An 18618-nucleotide genomic window follows, 5' to 3' on the forward strand; every position below is an offset into this window, starting at 1 on the left:
AGGTTGTTATATGAACAATATAGTACATATTAGCTGGTTCCGTCGAAAATGGCTGCAAAAGGCACGGACCGTAAAATCCCGCCATTCAAAGCTACCATTTAGCGTAAGTCATCATCGATGACGGACAAGTCGATCCATGGGTTGAGCGGATACACAGAGCATGCGAGCCAAAAGGAGAACTGAAAAGTATAGAGCTGCAAGAGATTGCTGGAATCAGATATCGCGAGATTTTTCAACGTAATTAAATGGAGTTCGATATCAAAGGCGTATCTTTCCTTGTATATCGAACTTACGTTAATTTAAATAATCGCTTTTTTAATTGATTCAAATTGATTTTATGACTAAATAAAGTAATCAAGGCGCCTGCCAAAACGAAGACAATACCTAAAGCATGCCAAGGCTTAAGAACTTCACCCAACAGCAATACACCAAAGATCACTACAAAAACAGGTTCTAAAACGGATAAAATGGATGCTTTTTCTGAGCTAATGTACTTTAAACTGTACAACATTAATAAAATTGGTATCACTGTTGCAATAATTCCTATACCAAACAAATTCAGCCAAACAGGCAAAGAACCTGGAACTTTAAATGTATGACCTAAACAAGCAACAATAAAACTGGTTACCATACAACCCAAAGAGACCATTAGAGTCGATACATTAGGAGAAATTTTATTGTTTTTACTTGAAATAATATAGCAAGCATAAAAAAAGGCTGAAGTTAAACCAAGAAATATACCCCACAAATCAAATGCGACTTCGTCCATATCAATTAATAAGGCCATACCTATTAAAATAACCGAAATAGCCAAATAATATATCTTTGGAATAGTTTGACCATAGAAGAAATAATTTAACAACATGATAATCACTGGATAAGTAAAAAATATCACCATGGACAATCCAGATCCGATGTAGAGAGACGCATAAAAATAGATTAGTGTGGATAGGCCATAGTACAGAGCGCCACTTAAAAAAGCGATAAACATTGATCTGTAGGTGTCCTGTATACTTTTTAATTGTGGAATCAAAACGATCAAAATAAAAATACTGGAAATCAGAAACCGCCAGAACAACATATTGCTTGCTGACAAATCGCCATTAATTGCACTAATCCCAAAATAACCAATAAATCCGTAAAGAAAACCGGATAAAATGGCATAAAAGGATCCACGTTGTTCTTGGGAGTTCATTTTCAAGTCACTCAAAAAAAGATGATTATCAAACAGATAAAAAAGATTTATTTTACTACTTTTGTTCTATTTTGAAAATAAATAATTCAAATTTAAATCAAATTGACAACAATTAACACCTTATATGGATGCCATTAATTCCAGCATTACCTTTTAATCTAAATAATCAGGCCATATTAAGCTGAAGCTATTTCCTGTTTAAATGAATGTTATCCTGAGCTGATAAATCTCCACGAAAATGTACAATTTTAGTAATGCCTCTGTCATCCCAGTACATTCTGTCATCCCTGCGAAGGCAGGGATCCATTTTGCGATGTATATCCTAAGTTTCATTAGGGTATTCTATCCTGCCGAATTCGCAAAAAAAACTCTGCATCATATGGAAAAACAAATAAAAAGATGGAAAAGACAATTGAAAATTAACTTAATTGAGTCAAACAATCCTCAGTAGATTAATTTGAGTTACGAATCATTTTGATGGATGGATCCCTGCCTTCGCAGGGATGACAGGGTCATTTAAAATTGTACAAATTCGTAAGGACTCATCAGATCCTAAGCAGCGCGAAGGGTTTCCTACATTGAAAATCGGTTCTCGTTTTTGGAGATTCTTCACTCCACTCAGAATGACAACAATTGGAACTAGCTTATATCAAAAGACACTTTTACCTCATTTGATCAAATGCACACTATTGACAACAAAATATACACAATGTACCATTCAAAAACTTCAATTTTAGCTCTGTATAAACTAATGCTTCGAATTTTAGTTTTTCTTTCTTGTATAATAGCTAGTGTCCCAAATGTTTTTGCTGAAGCCACTTCCTGTAAAGAACATTCCTGTGTTGCGATAATTGATGCGGGTAGTACAGGCTCAAGGTTGCATATTTATTCTTATGACTTGGATGATACCAACACGCCAGTAAATATTGAGGAAGTTTCGGTCAATAAAGTGAACCCTGGATTCGCAAGCATAGAACCAAATTACGCTACAATTGATGCTTACCTAACGACCTTATTAGCTAGTGCCTCATCCCAACATATACCTGTATATTTTTATGCTACTGCAGGCATGCGGCTATTACCCCAATCAAAGCAAAAAAAATACTATGATGAACTGGAACGCTGGTTTAAACAACAATCTCAATGGCAACTGATAGAAGCAAAAACAATTACCGGCAATGACGAGGCATTGTTTGACTGGATCGCGGTCAATTATAAACTAGGTACGTTAAAATCAACCCAAAACAAATCGGTTGGTGTCATGGACATGGGTGGTGCCTCTGTTCAAATTGTATTTCCAATCCCCAAAAACGATGAAATCAATCAACGCAACCAGGTAGAGCTTAATCTCTATGGTCAACATATTAATCTCTACGTCCATAGTTTTTTGGGATTGGGACAAACGGAAATGTCACATCAATTTCTTAACTCAGCCTCTTGCTTCGCTAACAATTATCCATTACCTGATGGGGAGTCAGGCCAGGGTAATGCCCCTTCCTGTGAAGAAGAAGTTTCTTCATTAATGAACAGCGTTCATAAAGTCAATCAGCAAATACAGCCCCTTCTTACATCAAATCCAGTGAATGAATGGTACAGTCTGGGAGGCCTCTCTAATCTAGCCAGTAGTAAACTGTTTCATTTTGAAAACAGCCAGTTAACCAATCAAAACTTACTTCAACAAGGAGATAGCCAAATTTGTCATCAACAATGGGAGTCACTTAACTCACAATACCCTAATGATGAGTATCTCTATCAATATTGTCTTTTATCTTCTTATTACTATGCCTTAATGGTGGACGGTTATGGCATTTATCCTGATCAAGCAATCCACTATATCCCGCCAGAACAAAATCTCGATTGGACAATTGGGGTTGTGCTCCACCACGCTTGAGGAATTACAATTCATCAATTGCAAAATCTTCAAGTGTCAGTTGAGTAGAGCGATGGTAAAAAGAGCACAATGCGTCACGAAAATGTTGTGCACGCTGAGGTAATCCTTGAGTACAATAATGCAACACTTGCCTATGTATTGCTTGCTTAAAAGCTTCTGTATCCGTTTCAATTCCATTTAAATTATCAATACTCACTCTAAACGGATGTCCAGCGGCTACAGAAAGTATCCACTCCAAAGCTTGAGGTTTCACTTCGACCTTCTGGAATAAAACCTGTTGCTCTGGTGTGCGCCCATCAGGGGCATACCAGTAACCAAAATCAACCAGTTTTCTTCTTTCCTCTCCAGCAATGAGCCAATGCGCACATTCATGCAAAGCACTGCTAAAAAATCCATGAGCAAAAAACAATGCATTATAGGAGCGTTGGTCATCCGCAGGCAGATAAATGGGCTCATCGCCTCCTCTAACCAGCCGGGTATTATAGTCTTTTGCAAAGCAAAGATTAAAGATATTAATCAGATCTTGGTAATGATGCACGAATTGATCAGAAATGACGTTAAAATAATTGGGCTATTCTATACCCAAGATACTTCAAAATGCCAGGTTTTAGAGCATTTCAACGTTGTTAAACTATCCCCATCTGCTTTTTCTAATGCTTCCCTATACGATATTGATTATATTCCTGATCCAAAGCAGATTTTAACTCTAATTCATTTTCCATGCCTATCCTATCAACCAAAGTCAAAGTATGTTTAATATGCATAGCTTTTGCCTTCGATATTTTAAGAGAAATGATTTCATCATGAGAAATAGAATTCATGCTAGTTAATAATACATCTCTTTTGGATAATTGATTGAAACGTTCCTCTGGTTTATCATCGAAAGGGAGAAACTCCTTTTGTTTCACCAGGCAACGAGTAACCTTATAATAGGTATTAATTTGTTTAAAGGTTAAATCAATAGTTGTTTCATTCTTATAAATATCCATTGAAGAATTTCTGGGTGAAGAAGGATGATGCAGTTTTGCCAGTTTTATTTGGTTCTCATCAGCACAATCATTATTGATTTTGAAAATCAAATCATACAACCACTCCTGTATAGTTTTTTCTTCTTCTTGAGAATTGCTTAATCCAAAAGACAAGTAAAACGCACTACTGGAAATTGCAAAAACAGCAAGTGTAACTATTGAAACAATGGCAGGAACAATACCTGTAACAGTCAAACCAACTACCGTAGCAATACCCAATAAAGGGAGAAGACCCAAGACTAATAATGGCCATTTTTCAGAAATATAGTGCATGACTGGTCTGACCAGATAGGTATAAGGTGCAAATGCAAAATAATAAAGAACACCTCTTCCTAAAGAATAAAGCCAAAAATTCCTTGTTTTTCGTTTGGCATTTTCTTGTTCAGCTGAAATATAAGTAAACTCTGTTTCTGCAAACCCGGCATAATTTAAGAAATGATCACAAAAAAGATTGGGGCCTTGTTTCTCTTTTGGCGGTCTGACGTGCAAAATATCCCATTCCTTTTTCCAAACTCCGAAAAAAGATACAGGATCATTACCTTGCTGTTGAACAACGACCTGAGGTTTGTTTTTTATTTTATCCCATTCATCATACTTCACCTTATTGTCAGAGTCATGAAGCCCCGCAGGATTTAATGCATCTACTCTGGAAAGGTATTTCCCCATATCAATCGCCAAAAGAAGGCTTAAGGAACCTCCAAGGCTTATACCACAAACATGAATTTTACCATTTTGACTTAAAATCCAGTCTTTAATGCTCTCTCTTCCGCTCTTATACAAAGAATAGCCAACCGTCTCAAATCCTTTCATATCAGTATCTAATTGAGAAAGGAAACCTTGACCAGCAGGATAAGTAGTTCCCATAAAAATTAAATGGGATTGAGCATTCTGATTATCTATTGGCTCGAGTGCATAAGCAAAAACCCGGTCATGATCACGCAAAAATATTTCATTTTGTCCATGATGTTTTGTAAGCTCTATCGGTTTTACATAATAGTCAACCATAACCCATTGATCATTGATCTTCTGGGGAATTTGAATAGATTCATACGGATTTAAATCAAATAACGGTAAATAGCCAAGGCAATTGCTTATGTAAAGCTGAATTTGCTCATTTTGTTCAGGAGTAAATTGTCGATCGCGTAATTGAGTAAATAAAGTTTCAAAACCCTTCTGAAATGCTAAACGAAACTCTTTTAATAAAAGAGAATCACGTTGAACATAAATCGCTTTTAATACTTTCCAGGAAAACAATTCCGTCCATGATGTATTCCATCCCATCATCAGTAAACGTAAAGTATTACGAATAATTACCGCTCTTCGTTCTGAAGAAGGTAAATCTTTTTTGGATTCAAATTCAGGATTCTCAAGAAATTTTAAATCCAATCCACCCTTAAAGCTTACACTCCCCGTCACAATAAAACTCCTGCATAATTTGTTCCTGGCTCAGGTTCAATTGAACTAAAAGTAAAAATTTTAACATAATAATGGAGATTATTGCTAATAAATTAGACCAAAAGATTTAATTTTAATCTCAATGGGTACAGTAAATTATAAAATGACCAGTAATCAACATCTTCTAATATGGATCAGAAGCATTAGAAATTGGTCATTCTTATAATCCAATTGCTGCAAAACTCCTTTTTATTAAACTTAAACAGGTTTCATTGAAAGCAATTAATAATCAATCTGCCTTACAATTTCTCCTGTTGCAATGACTTGATAACCGAGGGCCGTGATTGCATACGTTCCATAAATTGTTCCAAATGCTTATATTTAGACAAGTCCAGTTTAAAATATCCAGTCCATGTGACCATAACAAACAAATAAGCATCGGGTAAGCTGAATTCATTTCCCATCAAATAGTGTCCTTTAGCCAAACGATCATCGGTATAGGCAAACCGGGTCATGACCAGAGGGGTTAAGATCTTTGATTTCAATTCATCTGAAACAGAAGGATTAAAAAACATTCCAAGCGATTTATGAAGTTCTGTGGAAATATAATTTAACCATTCCAGTGTGTGATATCTTTTGCTATCCCCAACAGCAGCCAATAATTTTTGGCCTGAGGTAGTATCTGCCAGGTACTGCAGAATCACTTGATTCTCTGTGAGGGTATCGCCATTATCCAGAATAAGGGTAGGGACTGCTCCTTTTGGATTAATTTTAAAAAAATCCTCGCCTCCAGCTGTTTTTTTAACTTTTAAATCAACTTCTTCATCCTGGAAAGTTAATCCTAACTCATTAAGTATAATTCGAACTACTAATGAACAAGCCCCTCTGCAATAATATAATTTCATGATCACTCCTTTGATTAGACTTCTTTCCAAACTCTACTGAGGTGGTAAATTACTTCGTCGATACGGTGCTCAAATCCTCATATAGCAAGGTGTACACTCCGGTTCTGCGCTCCGTTTCTCCTCACATTTCTCTCACCTCAGCGAATTTGGAAAGAAGTCTATTATATTTAAACAATACTATTTAACTTAACATAAAATGCAGGAAAAAAACTTGAAATGCAAGAAAACCTATGCAATACAACCGGAGGATGGCATACTTGGTATGATTTTGCCTCTATTTATCTGTAATAGAATCAAAAACTCGTTTCAGCTGCGCATATTATCCTGAGCTGATGTATCCCCACGAACTTGTACAATTTTAATAGATGCAGGTTTTTTTGCGAAGTTGGCAGGATAGAGTACCCTAATGAAACTTAGGATGTATATTGCAAATGGATCCCAGCCTTCGCAGGGATGACATAGTCATTACTAAAATTGTACTTTTTTGTGGGGATCTTTCAAAGTGTGAATGGTTTCGATTAAAATAAAAAATGAATTAGTTATTTTAATCCAATAGATACGGCTATGTCTCGTGGGAATACATCAGATCCTGAGCAGTGAGGGATGACATAAGTTTGATCAGAAATGTGGTTCTAAATTAAATCAATTAGATATGAGATTACCCGGATATTCACAGGACAATATTAGTATGGGCATTTAGCGCGCTTAAGATCTTCCTCAATTTCCTTAATTAATTTCATAGTGGCCGATTCTCTGGTAATAAAAGAATCCCAAAAATAAGTTCTTCTTAGCGTCTGTAAACAGGACTTATTTTTTTCCTTCCATTTTTGAATGTCGAGTAATAATTCATTAATAGATTGCTTCTTTTGCGGTCCAATTATTTGCAGATACAAACTTTTTAAGCTATCAAACTTCTGTTCAGTCATTGATGAGTTGGGTTCAAGCAATGGTAAGCGCTCCATTCTCTGATATAGCTTTTTAGCTATCAAACGTTTTTCTTTATTAAAGCCTGGATGGATAGGTGGCGGTGGTGAAGGTAACACATAAAATGGCATGTCTTTACTAGGTTTGCCATAATCCAGTTGAGTTTTGTAAGGCAAGTTAATAAAGAAATAAGGCGATACCAATGATGAAACAGGTGTTTTGGTAACTGCCTCAATTAATTTTATTGCTGAATGCCGACAAGTATTACTTGTGTTTATTTCATTAGTTTCAGCTTGTAGCTCCGTCCAATGAGCAGAAGTTGGAAAAACTCGAGCACTGGTTTGTGAAAAATGTACAACATTTCCATCCTGGACAAAGGGTTTAAAACATTGAAACTGATTATTTTCGGTTTGTATGGACTCAAGATAATGAATAAACTCACAATATTGCTCATAACTGATATCATAAGCTTGATAAGAAACAGGTATTTGTCCTTTTCGTTTTCTTGAAATACCTTCATCCAAGATCTTGGCTTTGCTGCTGGCAAAAATTGCACCACCCAAAGCACCGTAACTTTCAAGACATTTTTTAATAATCCCGGTTTGATTAGGTAAGTCAAAGATCTTACCTACTCTACACAGCAAATGAGATACTTGGAAATTATTATAGACACCCAACATAATAAAAGAGTGCTGATTCATTTTGCATATTGAAATAAAAAAATGATCTGTTTCGTTGTTAATACTGATAGTCATGTTATTTTGTCCTTCACACCAATCATCCCAAACGATAGATTAATTTGTACACTGCAAGTGAGGATGGCTTTTAACGATGACTTTTTGCAAATTCAAACACAGATCATGGATATGGTTACCCATTTTTGACTTTTCATTATCTGAACCGCCTTTACCGTTCAAAGCAACAACAACCGTCACATCATTACAAGGATTCCAAAGATACATTACCCTATAACCTAACGTACTACCTTGATATGCCCAAAAGCGCTGTTTGGAATTTTTATCATAAAAATAACCAACTCCCAAACCAAAACCACCAGGATCCTTTTCGGTCACTGTAGGTATAGGCAAGCCTGACTTTACTGAAACCACCGCTTTCAACTCTTCCAAAACTCTGTCTCTGGAATCAGGATTTATAAGTAGGCCATGATATAACAGACGTACCCAACGACCCACATCTTCAGTGTTTGCAACAATAGCTCCTGCAGCCCCAGCCCATGATAGATCATTGGTGATAGTATCGATCAGTTTTTTGTTATCTTCATCGTATACATAACCATGCACTCTTCTGTCATCAATTGATTTTTTAACCTCCGAACCATGCGGCCCTGCAGGATAAAATGAGTTGTTTAGTCCATTATTGGAATTAAGAATTCTTTGTTTTAACTGATTTTCAAATGTATCTTGGGTCACTTTTTCAATAACCATCCCAGCGAGAATATAATTGGAATTGGAGTATTCATACAAATTTTCTCTATTGGACTCAATTGGTTTTTCAGGGTGTGCATAAGTCAATAATTCTTCATCAGTCCAGACAATTGCCAAATTGTCCTCCATTTTTTTCCAAAATTCCGGATTTTCAGAATAATTGGGGATACCACTGGTCATATTCAATAACTGTCTTAATTTCACATTTTCCCATTGTGTGTATTGTGGTAACCACTTACCCAAGGGATCATCCAGAGACAATTTACCTTCAGTTTGTAATTGAAGTAAAATCAATGAGGTAAATGATTTGGTAATACTGCCAATGTCGAACAGGTTAGAAGGTGTAATTTCTTGGGAAAGTGGTGGATATCCCATTGTTCCAGTTAAAAAAGTAGCGATATCAAATGAATTTTCCTTTTTTTCCTGAGGAATAAAAACTGAAACGGCAACTGCCGTAAATTTTTCTTTATTATGATAAACCTTATAATACCTGTTCATCTCCTTTTGAATTTTGTTGCGAGGTACAGCAGAATACTCTGCTGCACTAATATTGTAGGGTGAACCTACTAAACATAAGACGAAAAAAAAACCAACTAAATTATTTATTATTTTCATAGCAGAAAATACATCAGGTTAAGTATAAAATCAGCCATTCTAACCTGATAGAAACAAATAGATCCATAAAATAAAACAAAAGCCCATATATATGACAAAAAAATCGGTCATGCCCGCACACAAACCAGGAGGACTTTAACCTCTAAATGGCATTAGCCCTGGCGCGTATCTTCTCCAAAGCCTCTTCAAGTCGTTTGATTGATTTTTCTTTACCTAATAACATCAAGGTCATATCAATGGAAGGTGATGTTCCGGAACCAGTCACTGCAACACGCAAAGGCTGAGCTATTTTGCCCAAATTCAAATCAAATTGCAGGCTCACATCATTGATGCATTCTTGAATTTTATCATTTTGCCATTCGTTAAGTGCCTTTAAGCGCTCATGAAGCACCATTAAAGGTTCCAAAACAACTGGCCGCAAATGTTTTTTGACAGCCTCTTCATTATATTCAATAGTATCCATATAAAAATACTCGCTGATCTGACACATTTCAGCTAATGATTTACACCTTTCGGCCTGAACTATCACCAAATCTTTCAAATCAGGGCCATTACTCAAATCAATTCTTGCTTCTTCAAAGTGCCATTGTAACGCTTTAGCAACAGACTCAGGTGAATCACTTTTTTGATAATGCTGGTTTAACCAATATAATTTATCATAGTTGAAACTTGAAACACCTCGACTGACATTACTCAAATCAAAGTTAGCTATCATTTCTTCCACGCTAAAAATTTCCTGATCTCCATGAGACCATCCCAGGCGAACTAAATAATTCAATAGAGCGTGGGGTAAAACGCCTAACTCCTTAAACTGCAAAACACTGACGGCCCCATGCCGCTTTGATAAGCGTTTACCATCATCACCTAAAATCATAGGTAAATGAGCAAAAACAGGTACCGGAGCACCCAATGCCTTGAATAAATTAATTTGCCTTGGGGTGTTATTAATATGATCATCCCCACGAATGACATGGGTTATCTGCATATCCAAATCATCAATCACTACAGCAAAATTATAAGTAGGATGTCCATCCGAACGCACTAGAATTAAATCATCCAATTCACTATTCTCTACATGAATATCGCCATAAACCTCATCGTGGAAAGAAACGATGCCCGAATCAGGATTTTTAAAGCGAATAACATGTGGGGCTCCAGTATCAGGAAGATTTCTATTCCTGCAATATCCATCATAACGGGGTTTTTCCTTAGCCGCTAATTGAGCTTCTCTCAGTGCCTCCAATCTCTCCTTACTGCATTCACAACGATAAGCTTTTCCTGCTTCCAAAAATTGTTGAGCAACTTGATTATAACGAGTATATCGCTCGGTCTGATAATAGGGTCCTTCGTCGAAGCTCATTCCTAACCATGCCATGCCATCTAAAATAGCTTGTACAGATTCTTGTGTGGAGCGTTCTCTGTCAGTATCTTCTATACGCAATATAAATTGACCGTGATGGTGTTTTGCATATAGCCATGAAAATAATGCAGTTCTTACCCCGCCAACGTGTAAAAGACCTGTGGGGCTTGGAGCGAATCGGGTTCTAACAGTCATAATATCTTCCATTGTAAGGAATAAAATAATCAAGTTATAATAGCCGAGTTTACCATTAACGCAAAGATTCAACTGCTGAATTAAGGCTAAAAGGAGCTATGTTGAAAAGTATTGGTATTAAATATCAGCTTAGAATCACCACCCTTATTCCCGCCTTTTTAGTCGCCCTACTTTTTGCTTTTTTTTATAATGGTCTATTTGGTAAAGACTTAAAGCAACACATGTCCCGGCTAGGTGAGGCTTACATCAGGCAATTACTTCCGGCAGCCCAGTATGCCATGCTTCGCAATGACTATCGCACTCTGCAAGGGTTAATCAATGCCTCAACGATTAACCCTGAAGTAAAAGCCTTGGCATTTTATAATGCCAATGGACAATTAATCGCTTACCGTGGTGGCAAACACTCCATTCACAAACCCTTCAATCCCCCAGACTTTACCGGTGATTACATTGAGAGTAAGCAAATTAATCCCTTTACCATTAATTTCATAGCACCGATTACCATTCCTAAGTTCAACTTGTATTCCAGTACTGAATTCAAAGAACTTGCTACCCCCAATGTATTTCAAGCTGACGATATTTTAGGCTGGTTATCCATTGACATTGATACGCAATCGTTGCTCATAAAACGCTATCAAATGCTTATTGTAACCATTTTTATTACCTTGTTCGGTTTACTGACAGGATTAACAATTCATTATTTCCTGTCCAAACGCATTTACATACCTATTGCTCGTTTGCGTCGAAGCATGAAACAAATTTTAAGCAACGAATTTGAAACTGAAATTCGTGTTTCCAGCTCTGGGGAGCTTGGAACAATTGAAAAAGGGTGTGCTCATCTACAACAACAGTATTTAAACACTGTTCGTGATTTAAATCATCATATTGAAATTGCCACAGCAGATTTGCAACAAAGTCTTGAACTTCTGGAGGAAAAAAACATAGAGCTATCGCTCGAGAAGAAAAAAACCGAAGAAAAAAGTCGGCAAAAATCTGAATTTATTGCGAACATGAGCCATGAAATCCGCACACCCATGAATGGAGTTATTGGTTTTACGAATGTTTTATTAGAAAGCAAGCTGGATCCCTTACAACTGGACTATGTCAAAACAATCAAATCATCAGCACAGGATTTATTAAGCATCATCAATGATATTCTGGATTTTTCTAAAATTGACGCCGGTAAATTGAACCTGGATTGCATTCCTATCGATATACGAGGATGCATTGATGAAGTGTTATCTCTTGCAAGCCCTAATGCGCATAAAAAAGGAATTGATTTAATCCCAATCACTGACGTCAATGTACCTAAAACGGTATTAGGTGACCCTTTAAGAATCAAACAAATCATCAGTAATCTGGTGACCAATGCAGTAAAATTTACTGACCATGGATACGTTCTTATACGCACTAAAATTGAACAAGAAACCGATAAGGACTATACCTTATTATTTGCTATTACGGATACTGGGATTGGAATTTCCCCAGAAGATCAAACGAAACTATTTACAGCATTTAATCAGGCAGACACGAGCATAACACGTCGTTACGGTGGCTCAGGACTAGGTTTGGTCATATGTAAAAAACTATGTGAAGAAATGCATGGCCGTATTAGTTTAACCAGTGAAATAAACAAAGGTTCGACTTTTAGCGCTCGAATTAAAGTCGAGAAATTAATCGCGTATGAAGTTGAAAAAAATCAAACCCATCGTTTTACGCATTTAAAAATCATATGCTTTGATGATAATCCTCTACATTTAGAAGCGATAAGTAATGGTTTGGGATTTTGGGGCATAGAGCCTATTCGGGTTGATTCATTTAACAAACTGTCTCGAACATTAACGAAGCATAAAGATTGCAAAATCGCCTTCATGAATGTCAATCAAGGATGTGAGCGACAAGCAGCGGAACTCATTGCGAAACATAAACAGATTCCTTTTGTATTAATTTCCAAATGGCCCATAAGTGACTTTACTGCCTTGGGTGCTCGTGGTTTTCTTTACAAGCCCATCAGCATCCAAAAACTACAGGACCTCATTGAATCGATCAGCAATCAAAATCAAACAGAGAAAAATACCAACCAGGAATTAGACAGTTTGCGCGAACAGCTTCGTTATCTGCATCCAGACTTACTCATTGCAGAAGACAATCCAGTTAACAAAATGCTATTAACATCCTTATTAAATAATAATGCCAATATAATTGCAGTTGACGATGGTGAAATGGCTGTGGCTGCTTGTGAGGACAAAAAATTTGATATGATCCTGCTGGATCTGCAAATGCCGAAACTTAATGGTTTAGAAGCTGCCAGAATGGTGCGTCAAAAATCTTTGCTGAATAAACACTCCCCTATTGTTCTCATTACTGCCAGTAGCAGCGATCTGAGTTCTGTGGATATGAAAAAATCCGGAGTTGATTTTTGTTTTCAAAAACCCATAGATGAAAAACAATTGTTAATGCAAATTCTTCGTATCGTTGATAAAATCAAGCATGCCGCCATTGATTGGCAATTATGTGTTCAGAAAGTTTCTGGTAATCAAGCACTTGCAGAAGAATTTCTCGCAAAATTTATAGAAGAATTATATAAAAACCGAGAAGAGTTTATCCAGTTAATGCATCAAAAAAACATTAAAGGTTTAGCTGACGCTGCTCATAAATTACATGGTGCCTGTTGTTTTTGTGGTGTGCCCACTTTGCAGAAAAGGGTATCGCAATTAGAAAAACTTGCCAGACGCACTACTAATATTGATAATTTAAACGAGTCTTTTACCGATTTAATACAAAGTATTGATGCAGTAATTAGTGAATATGAAAATCAGTATTCACAATAACATTTGATGAAATTAACCCATGAAAATTTTCTTGTGTAAAAGCCGAAGTAAAATCCCTGCCAATCAAATAGATCATTCTATCGTATGGAGAAAAAATGTCAGTTAAAAATGCAATCTATGCCCAGTCAGGTGGTGTAACAGCCGTAATTAATGCCTCAGCTTGCGGGGTAATTCAAACCGCCAAATTATTTCCAGAGCACATTGGTAAAGTATATGCCGCTAAAAATGGTATTATCGGTGCTTTAAATGAAGAATTAATAGACACCTCATTGGAAAGTGAAAAAGACATTGCCAAGTTAATGCATACTCCTTCAGGAGCATTTGGATCATGTCGCTACAAATTAAAGGACAATGGAGAAGAATACCAACGCTTGATAACTGTTTTCAAAGCGCACAATATAGGCTATTTTTTCTATAATGGGGGTGGTGATTCACAAGATACTGCACATAAAGTCTCACAGTTAGGTAAAACCATGGGCTATCCCATCACTTGTATAGGAATTCCAAAGACAGTAGATAATGACCTTCCTTTTACAGACAATTGCCCCGGATTTGGATCGGTTGCAAAATACATAGCTATTTCAACTAAAGAAGCTGGTTTTGATGTAGCATCCATGGCCGCTTCCTCCACCAAAGTTTTTATTCTTGAAGTGATGGGAAGGCATGCGGGCTGGATTGCTGCAGCCAGTGGTTTAGCAGGCCAAAATCCTGGAGAACCCCCTCATATTATTCTATTACCTGAAGTTCCCTTCGAACCAACTCGCTTTCTGACAAAAGTAAAAGACTGCGTGAATTCTTATGGTTATTGTGTGATCGTTGTCTCAGAAGGGATCCGTAATAAAGAAGGTCAATTTTTGAGTGATGCGGGATTACGTGATGCATTTGGGCATGCCCAGCTTGGGGGTGTTGCACCAGTTATTGCCCAATTGATTAAGTCAGAATTAGGTTTTAAATATCATTGGGCAGTTGCAGACTACCTTCAGCGTGCTGCAAGGCACATCGCCTCGCAGGTTGATTTGGACCAAGCCTATGCTTTAGGGAAGGCTGCTGTTGAATATGCTGTCAAAGGATACAATGCCGTTATGCCTATCGTCATTCGTGAACAGGATGAACCATATCAATGGTCTATTGGACAAGTGCCACTCTCTGAAGTTGCCAATCAGGAAAAATCCATGCCAGCCGAATACATAGCTGAGGATGGTATGGGAATTACAGACGCATGCAAACGCTATCTATCGCCATTAATTCAGGGTGAAGCTTATCCAGATTACAAGAATGGTTTACCAGATTATGTCCGGTTAAAAAATCAGTTAGTGGATAAAAAAATTTAATGAAATTAGAGTACTTTGATTTGTCAAAAGACTCTAAGGACGACAAGAAGCAGGACGATATTTACTATTCAGAGTACCGCCAGTGCAGTCCCAGGTGAGTATTCTGTTGGTGGCATCCATGGTGGGGACTAGAATAATAGTCCCATTTCCGGCACTTGGGGTATAAGTGATTGTAATCACCCCCAGCGCCCCAATCACTATGGATGCCACATTAACTGTCGCTGCCGGAGTGACATAGCCTGTATCAGCCTGAGTAGTAGGCAAAGCACCACCAATCAAACTCGTTTCAACGACTGCCAATTGAGCAGAAGAAGCCATATTGATCCCCTCTACTACTTTTGCTCTAATGGTATAATCCTGATAGGCAGGAATAGATATTGCGGCTAGAATACCAATAATTGCTACAACTATCATTAATTCTATTAAAGAAAATCCCTTCGCTTTCATATTCTTTCCAAATAAAGCTTCAAAATATACAACGCAAATACAGTGCCAACTTATTTGGGTATGTCTTATAGAACTTACGAAACATTCCAAGGTATAAACCAATTAAATGATCAGATTAAAAACCTTTGTAAACGAATAGATTGGGACGTAATTCCTGTTATTTGTTTTCACTTAGCTATGGGACATCTTCTTAAAAAAGTGTTTTTATTGCAGGAAGTTGGATGAACTCAAGAGAAAATGGATTCGACCAACAGTATAAATATGAGGATTTTTTGAATAGACCTGTTGCATAACCTGAATATTTTACTTTAGTGCAAGGCGTAAAGGTTTCGAGGAACGGAGTTTACATAGAGTAAATGAGCACCGCAGAAATCTTTACAACACAGCAATAAAATAAAAGAGGCAGGTTATGCAAGAGGTCTAATCTCGAGTACAAATAAAAACCGCCACAAAGGGCGGTTTTCATTAAGGACATACTATTATCTACAACTGGCTGGCCTATATTTATCCAATAAGGTACCACCAGTACAATCCCAAGTAACATCCCCGTTAGCTTGTAATGTAGGTGTCATAAGAATCGTACCACCCCCTGCCGCAGCAGTATAAGTAATGGTGATAACACCGTTTGCACCTATTGCTATAGAAGTCACATTAGTCGTTGCAGCTGGAGATACATATCCTGTTGCTGCTTGAGTAGCTGGTAATGCGTTGTTGGTAATAGCAGTTTCAGACACGGCTAGCTTTGCAGAATCTGCTAAAGTCAAACCCTCAGTAACACGAGCCCGTATAGTATAATCTTGATAAGCTGGGATAGCGATTGCAGCCAAAATACCAATAATCGCTACGACTATCATCAATTCAATTAATGTAAAACCCTTTTGTCTCATGACCATCTCCATAGTTAACTAACAATTAGCATGATGCAAGCATAATGCCAATTACTGACAAGTATTCCAAGTCTTTAATATTTTGTACATACTTTCAAAAGATAAGAAGCCATTTCGACTATCCATAAAATTAATTAAATCGACATCCAGGATATTTTTAAAAGAACTATTTGTTGTAAAATAACAATAAAATGACAATTTTTGTTATATTTTGACAATTATTACAAAACAATATGACAATCATTCTCCAGATGGATATACTTAATATTTTCTATAAAATAGAATTGAGTTAATCATGTCACGTAAAAAACGTATTGTGGAAACATTAATCCCCGCTTTATCCCCTGTGTTTTTAAGTATTGAAGATGAATCTATGAATCATCACGTTCCTCAGGGTGGTGAAACGCATTTTAAAATAATAGCCGTTTCAAAACGTTTTGATGATTTAACCCGTATTAATCGCCATAAATTAATTAATCAACTTCTAAAAGAAGAATTTGATCTGGGGTTACATGCATTAAGTATGCATTTATACACATCAGAGGAATGGGAAACTCAGCAAAAATCAGTGCCTCAATCACCCACATGCCGAGATGGATATAAACACAAAATTTAAAAAAAAAGTTACTCCCAGCTTTGATTTACTTTATAATGTATATCTTTTTATCAAATAGAAAAATCAATGAAATCCTGGTCCTCTGAAAAAATATCGGTGCTTGCTTTAGTGTTACTAATAACAGGAGCAATTGACAGCATTAGAAATTTGCCAGGCACAGCGCTTTTTGGTTCTACCCTTATCTTCTTCTTCATTTTCTCAGCGATTATCTTTTTAATTCCAGTTGCCCTGGTTTCGGCCGAACTCTCTTCAACCTGGTCTGAAGAAGAAGGCGGCATTTACAGTTGGGTTAAACACGCCTTTGGGGAAAACGTTGCCTTTTTCGCGATTTGGTTGCAATGGATAAATACCTTAGTCTGGTATCCAACTATTTTATCATTCATTGCCGGAACAATATCCTATCTAATTAACCCAGAACTGGCACAAAACAAATATTATCTTATTAGCGTTATTTTGATTATTTTTTGGTCTTTAACTTTGATAGGTTTATCAGGATTACGGGCTTCTGCCGCATTTGCCGGGTTCTGTGCCATAGTTGGAATGATAGTTCCTATGGGATTCATTATCCTTCTGGCCTTTATTTGGCTAATCCATGGCCACCCTATCGCTATTGATCTAAGCCTTTCTAATTTACTGCCCCAGTGGAAAAACACCCAATCCTGGGTTTCCCTGACAGCGATCATGACCTCTTTTCTTGGTATGGAGCTTGCTGCTGTTCATGTACGTAATGTGAATAATCCGCAAACCAACTTTCCAAAAGCCATGTTCTTTTCGGTCATTCTGATTTTGTTCACCATGATTTTGGGTTCACTGGCCATTGCCTTCATCTTACCTAAAGACAAAATAAGCCTGGTAGACGGAGTGATGAGGGCCTTTAGCAATTTCTTACAAGTTTATAATTTGAATTGGCTAATGCCTGTCTTAATACTCATGTTATTACTAGGAACATTAGGCAGTATGATCAACTGGATTATCTCACCTGCCAAAGGATTACTTATGGCAGCCAAACATGATTTTTTACCTTCTGCATTATGCCAGGAAAATAAACATGGGATGCCTTCACGAATTTTGTTGTTACAGGCTGTTCTAGTCACTTTGTTATGCAGCGGTTTCCTTTTATTTCCTACAGTGAATGCCATTTATTGGTTGTTTACTGCTCTAAGTACTGAGCTTTACATGATGATGTATGTCATGATGTTCATTGCGGCCTGGCACCTGAAAAACAAGTTCTCGCATCTGGAAAGACCCTTTGCTATTCCAGGAGGCAAGCCAGGCTATTACCTCACATGTTTTTTAGGATTAATAGGTTGCACCGTGACTTTATGGGTAGGTTTTATTCCTCCAACTGAAAGCATTAATATTGGAGGAACAACCCATTACCGTATGGTCTTTTCACTTGGCATATTCTTAATGTTGCTGCCTGCGGTCTTAATTTATTTGCGTAAAAGATACACCAAATCCAAAGCGCTTAATGTCCCTGTTTGAAATCATTAGTTTAAAATAACTCATAATGACCTGAAAGCAAAAAGCCCGTATTAGGCGATACCATAATA

Annotated in this window: 14 protein-coding genes; 5 read left to right on the top strand and 9 right to left on the bottom strand. The window is 37.0% G+C overall.

Features of this window, described 5'->3' with window-relative positions; all coding sequences use genetic code 11:
- Positions 1-289 precede the first annotated feature (289 nt).
- A complete protein-coding gene (locus ACZ5EK_RS10005) occupies positions 290-1195 on the bottom strand; it encodes a DMT family transporter (RefSeq protein ID WP_464429357.1) in 906 nt (301 codons plus the stop codon).
- Between the two features lie 751 nt (positions 1196-1946).
- Between ACZ5EK_RS10005 and ACZ5EK_RS10010 the strand changes: the two genes are divergently transcribed.
- Entirely contained in the window at positions 1947-3086 is a 1140-nt protein-coding gene (locus ACZ5EK_RS10010) for a multidrug DMT transporter permease (protein ID WP_464429358.1), read from the top strand.
- Between the two features lie 4 nt (positions 3087-3090).
- Here the strand turns inward: ACZ5EK_RS10010 and ACZ5EK_RS10015 are convergent, their stop codons facing one another.
- The 6 genes from ACZ5EK_RS10015 to gltX form a co-directional block, all read right to left on the bottom strand.
- Positions 3091-3624 (bottom strand): elongation factor P hydroxylase, encoded by a 534-nt coding sequence (locus ACZ5EK_RS10015; RefSeq protein ID WP_464429359.1) that lies wholly within the window; start codon positions 3622-3624, stop codon positions 3091-3093.
- Positions 3625-3736: 112 nt separating this feature from the next.
- On the bottom strand, positions 3737-5530 hold the full coding sequence (locus tag ACZ5EK_RS10020) for a hypothetical protein (protein ID WP_464429360.1): 1794 nt from the start codon (positions 5528-5530) through the stop codon (positions 3737-3739).
- A gap of 278 nt (positions 5531-5808) precedes the next feature.
- Positions 5809-6414, bottom strand: coding sequence for a glutathione transferase GstA (gstA, locus tag ACZ5EK_RS10025; RefSeq protein ID WP_464429361.1), 606 nt, complete (start codon positions 6412-6414; stop codon positions 5809-5811).
- 683 nt (positions 6415-7097) lie between these two features.
- The gene (locus tag ACZ5EK_RS10030; RefSeq protein ID WP_464429362.1) at positions 7098-8093 is read right to left on the bottom strand and encodes a hypothetical protein; all 996 of its coding nucleotides are present in this window, start codon (positions 8091-8093) and stop codon (positions 7098-7100) included.
- Between the two features lie 39 nt (positions 8094-8132).
- Positions 8133-9398 carry a serine hydrolase domain-containing protein gene (locus ACZ5EK_RS10035; RefSeq protein ID WP_464429363.1) on the bottom strand — a complete coding sequence of 422 codons (1266 nt, stop codon included), beginning with the start codon at positions 9396-9398 and terminating at the stop codon, positions 8133-8135.
- A 142-nt stretch (positions 9399-9540) separates the two neighbouring features.
- Positions 9541-10953, bottom strand: coding sequence for a glutamate--tRNA ligase (gltX, locus tag ACZ5EK_RS10040; protein ID WP_464429364.1), 1413 nt, complete (start codon positions 10951-10953; stop codon positions 9541-9543).
- A gap of 98 nt (positions 10954-11051) precedes the next feature.
- Between gltX and letS the strand changes: the two genes are divergently transcribed.
- The gene (letS, locus tag ACZ5EK_RS10045) at positions 11052-13784 is read left to right on the top strand and encodes a two-component system sensor histidine kinase LetS (protein ID WP_464429365.1); all 2733 of its coding nucleotides are present in this window, start codon (positions 11052-11054) and stop codon (positions 13782-13784) included.
- A 95-nt stretch (positions 13785-13879) separates the two neighbouring features.
- On the top strand, positions 13880-15115 hold the full coding sequence (locus tag ACZ5EK_RS10050) for a 6-phosphofructokinase (protein ID WP_464429366.1): 1236 nt from the start codon (positions 13880-13882) through the stop codon (positions 15113-15115).
- 33 nt (positions 15116-15148) lie between these two features.
- Here ACZ5EK_RS10050 and ACZ5EK_RS10055 read toward each other — a convergent pair whose 3' ends face one another.
- Positions 15149-15562, bottom strand: coding sequence for a pilin (locus ACZ5EK_RS10055; protein ID WP_464424204.1), 414 nt, complete (start codon positions 15560-15562; stop codon positions 15149-15151).
- A gap of 479 nt (positions 15563-16041) precedes the next feature.
- On the bottom strand, positions 16042-16449 hold the full coding sequence (locus ACZ5EK_RS10060; protein ID WP_464424205.1) for a pilin: 408 nt from the start codon (positions 16447-16449) through the stop codon (positions 16042-16044).
- Between the two features lie 295 nt (positions 16450-16744).
- Between ACZ5EK_RS10060 and ACZ5EK_RS10065 the strand changes: the two genes are divergently transcribed.
- Both ACZ5EK_RS10065 and ACZ5EK_RS10070 read left to right on the top strand, forming a co-directional pair.
- Positions 16745-17065 (top strand): BolA family protein, encoded by a 321-nt coding sequence (locus tag ACZ5EK_RS10065; RefSeq protein ID WP_464429367.1) that lies wholly within the window; start codon positions 16745-16747, stop codon positions 17063-17065.
- Between the two features lie 66 nt (positions 17066-17131).
- On the top strand, positions 17132-18550 hold the full coding sequence (locus tag ACZ5EK_RS10070) for an APC family permease (protein WP_464429368.1): 1419 nt from the start codon (positions 17132-17134) through the stop codon (positions 18548-18550).
- Positions 18551-18618: the final 68 nt, after the last annotated feature.

It is taken from the genome of Legionella sp. JM-2024 (assembly GCF_055389095.1).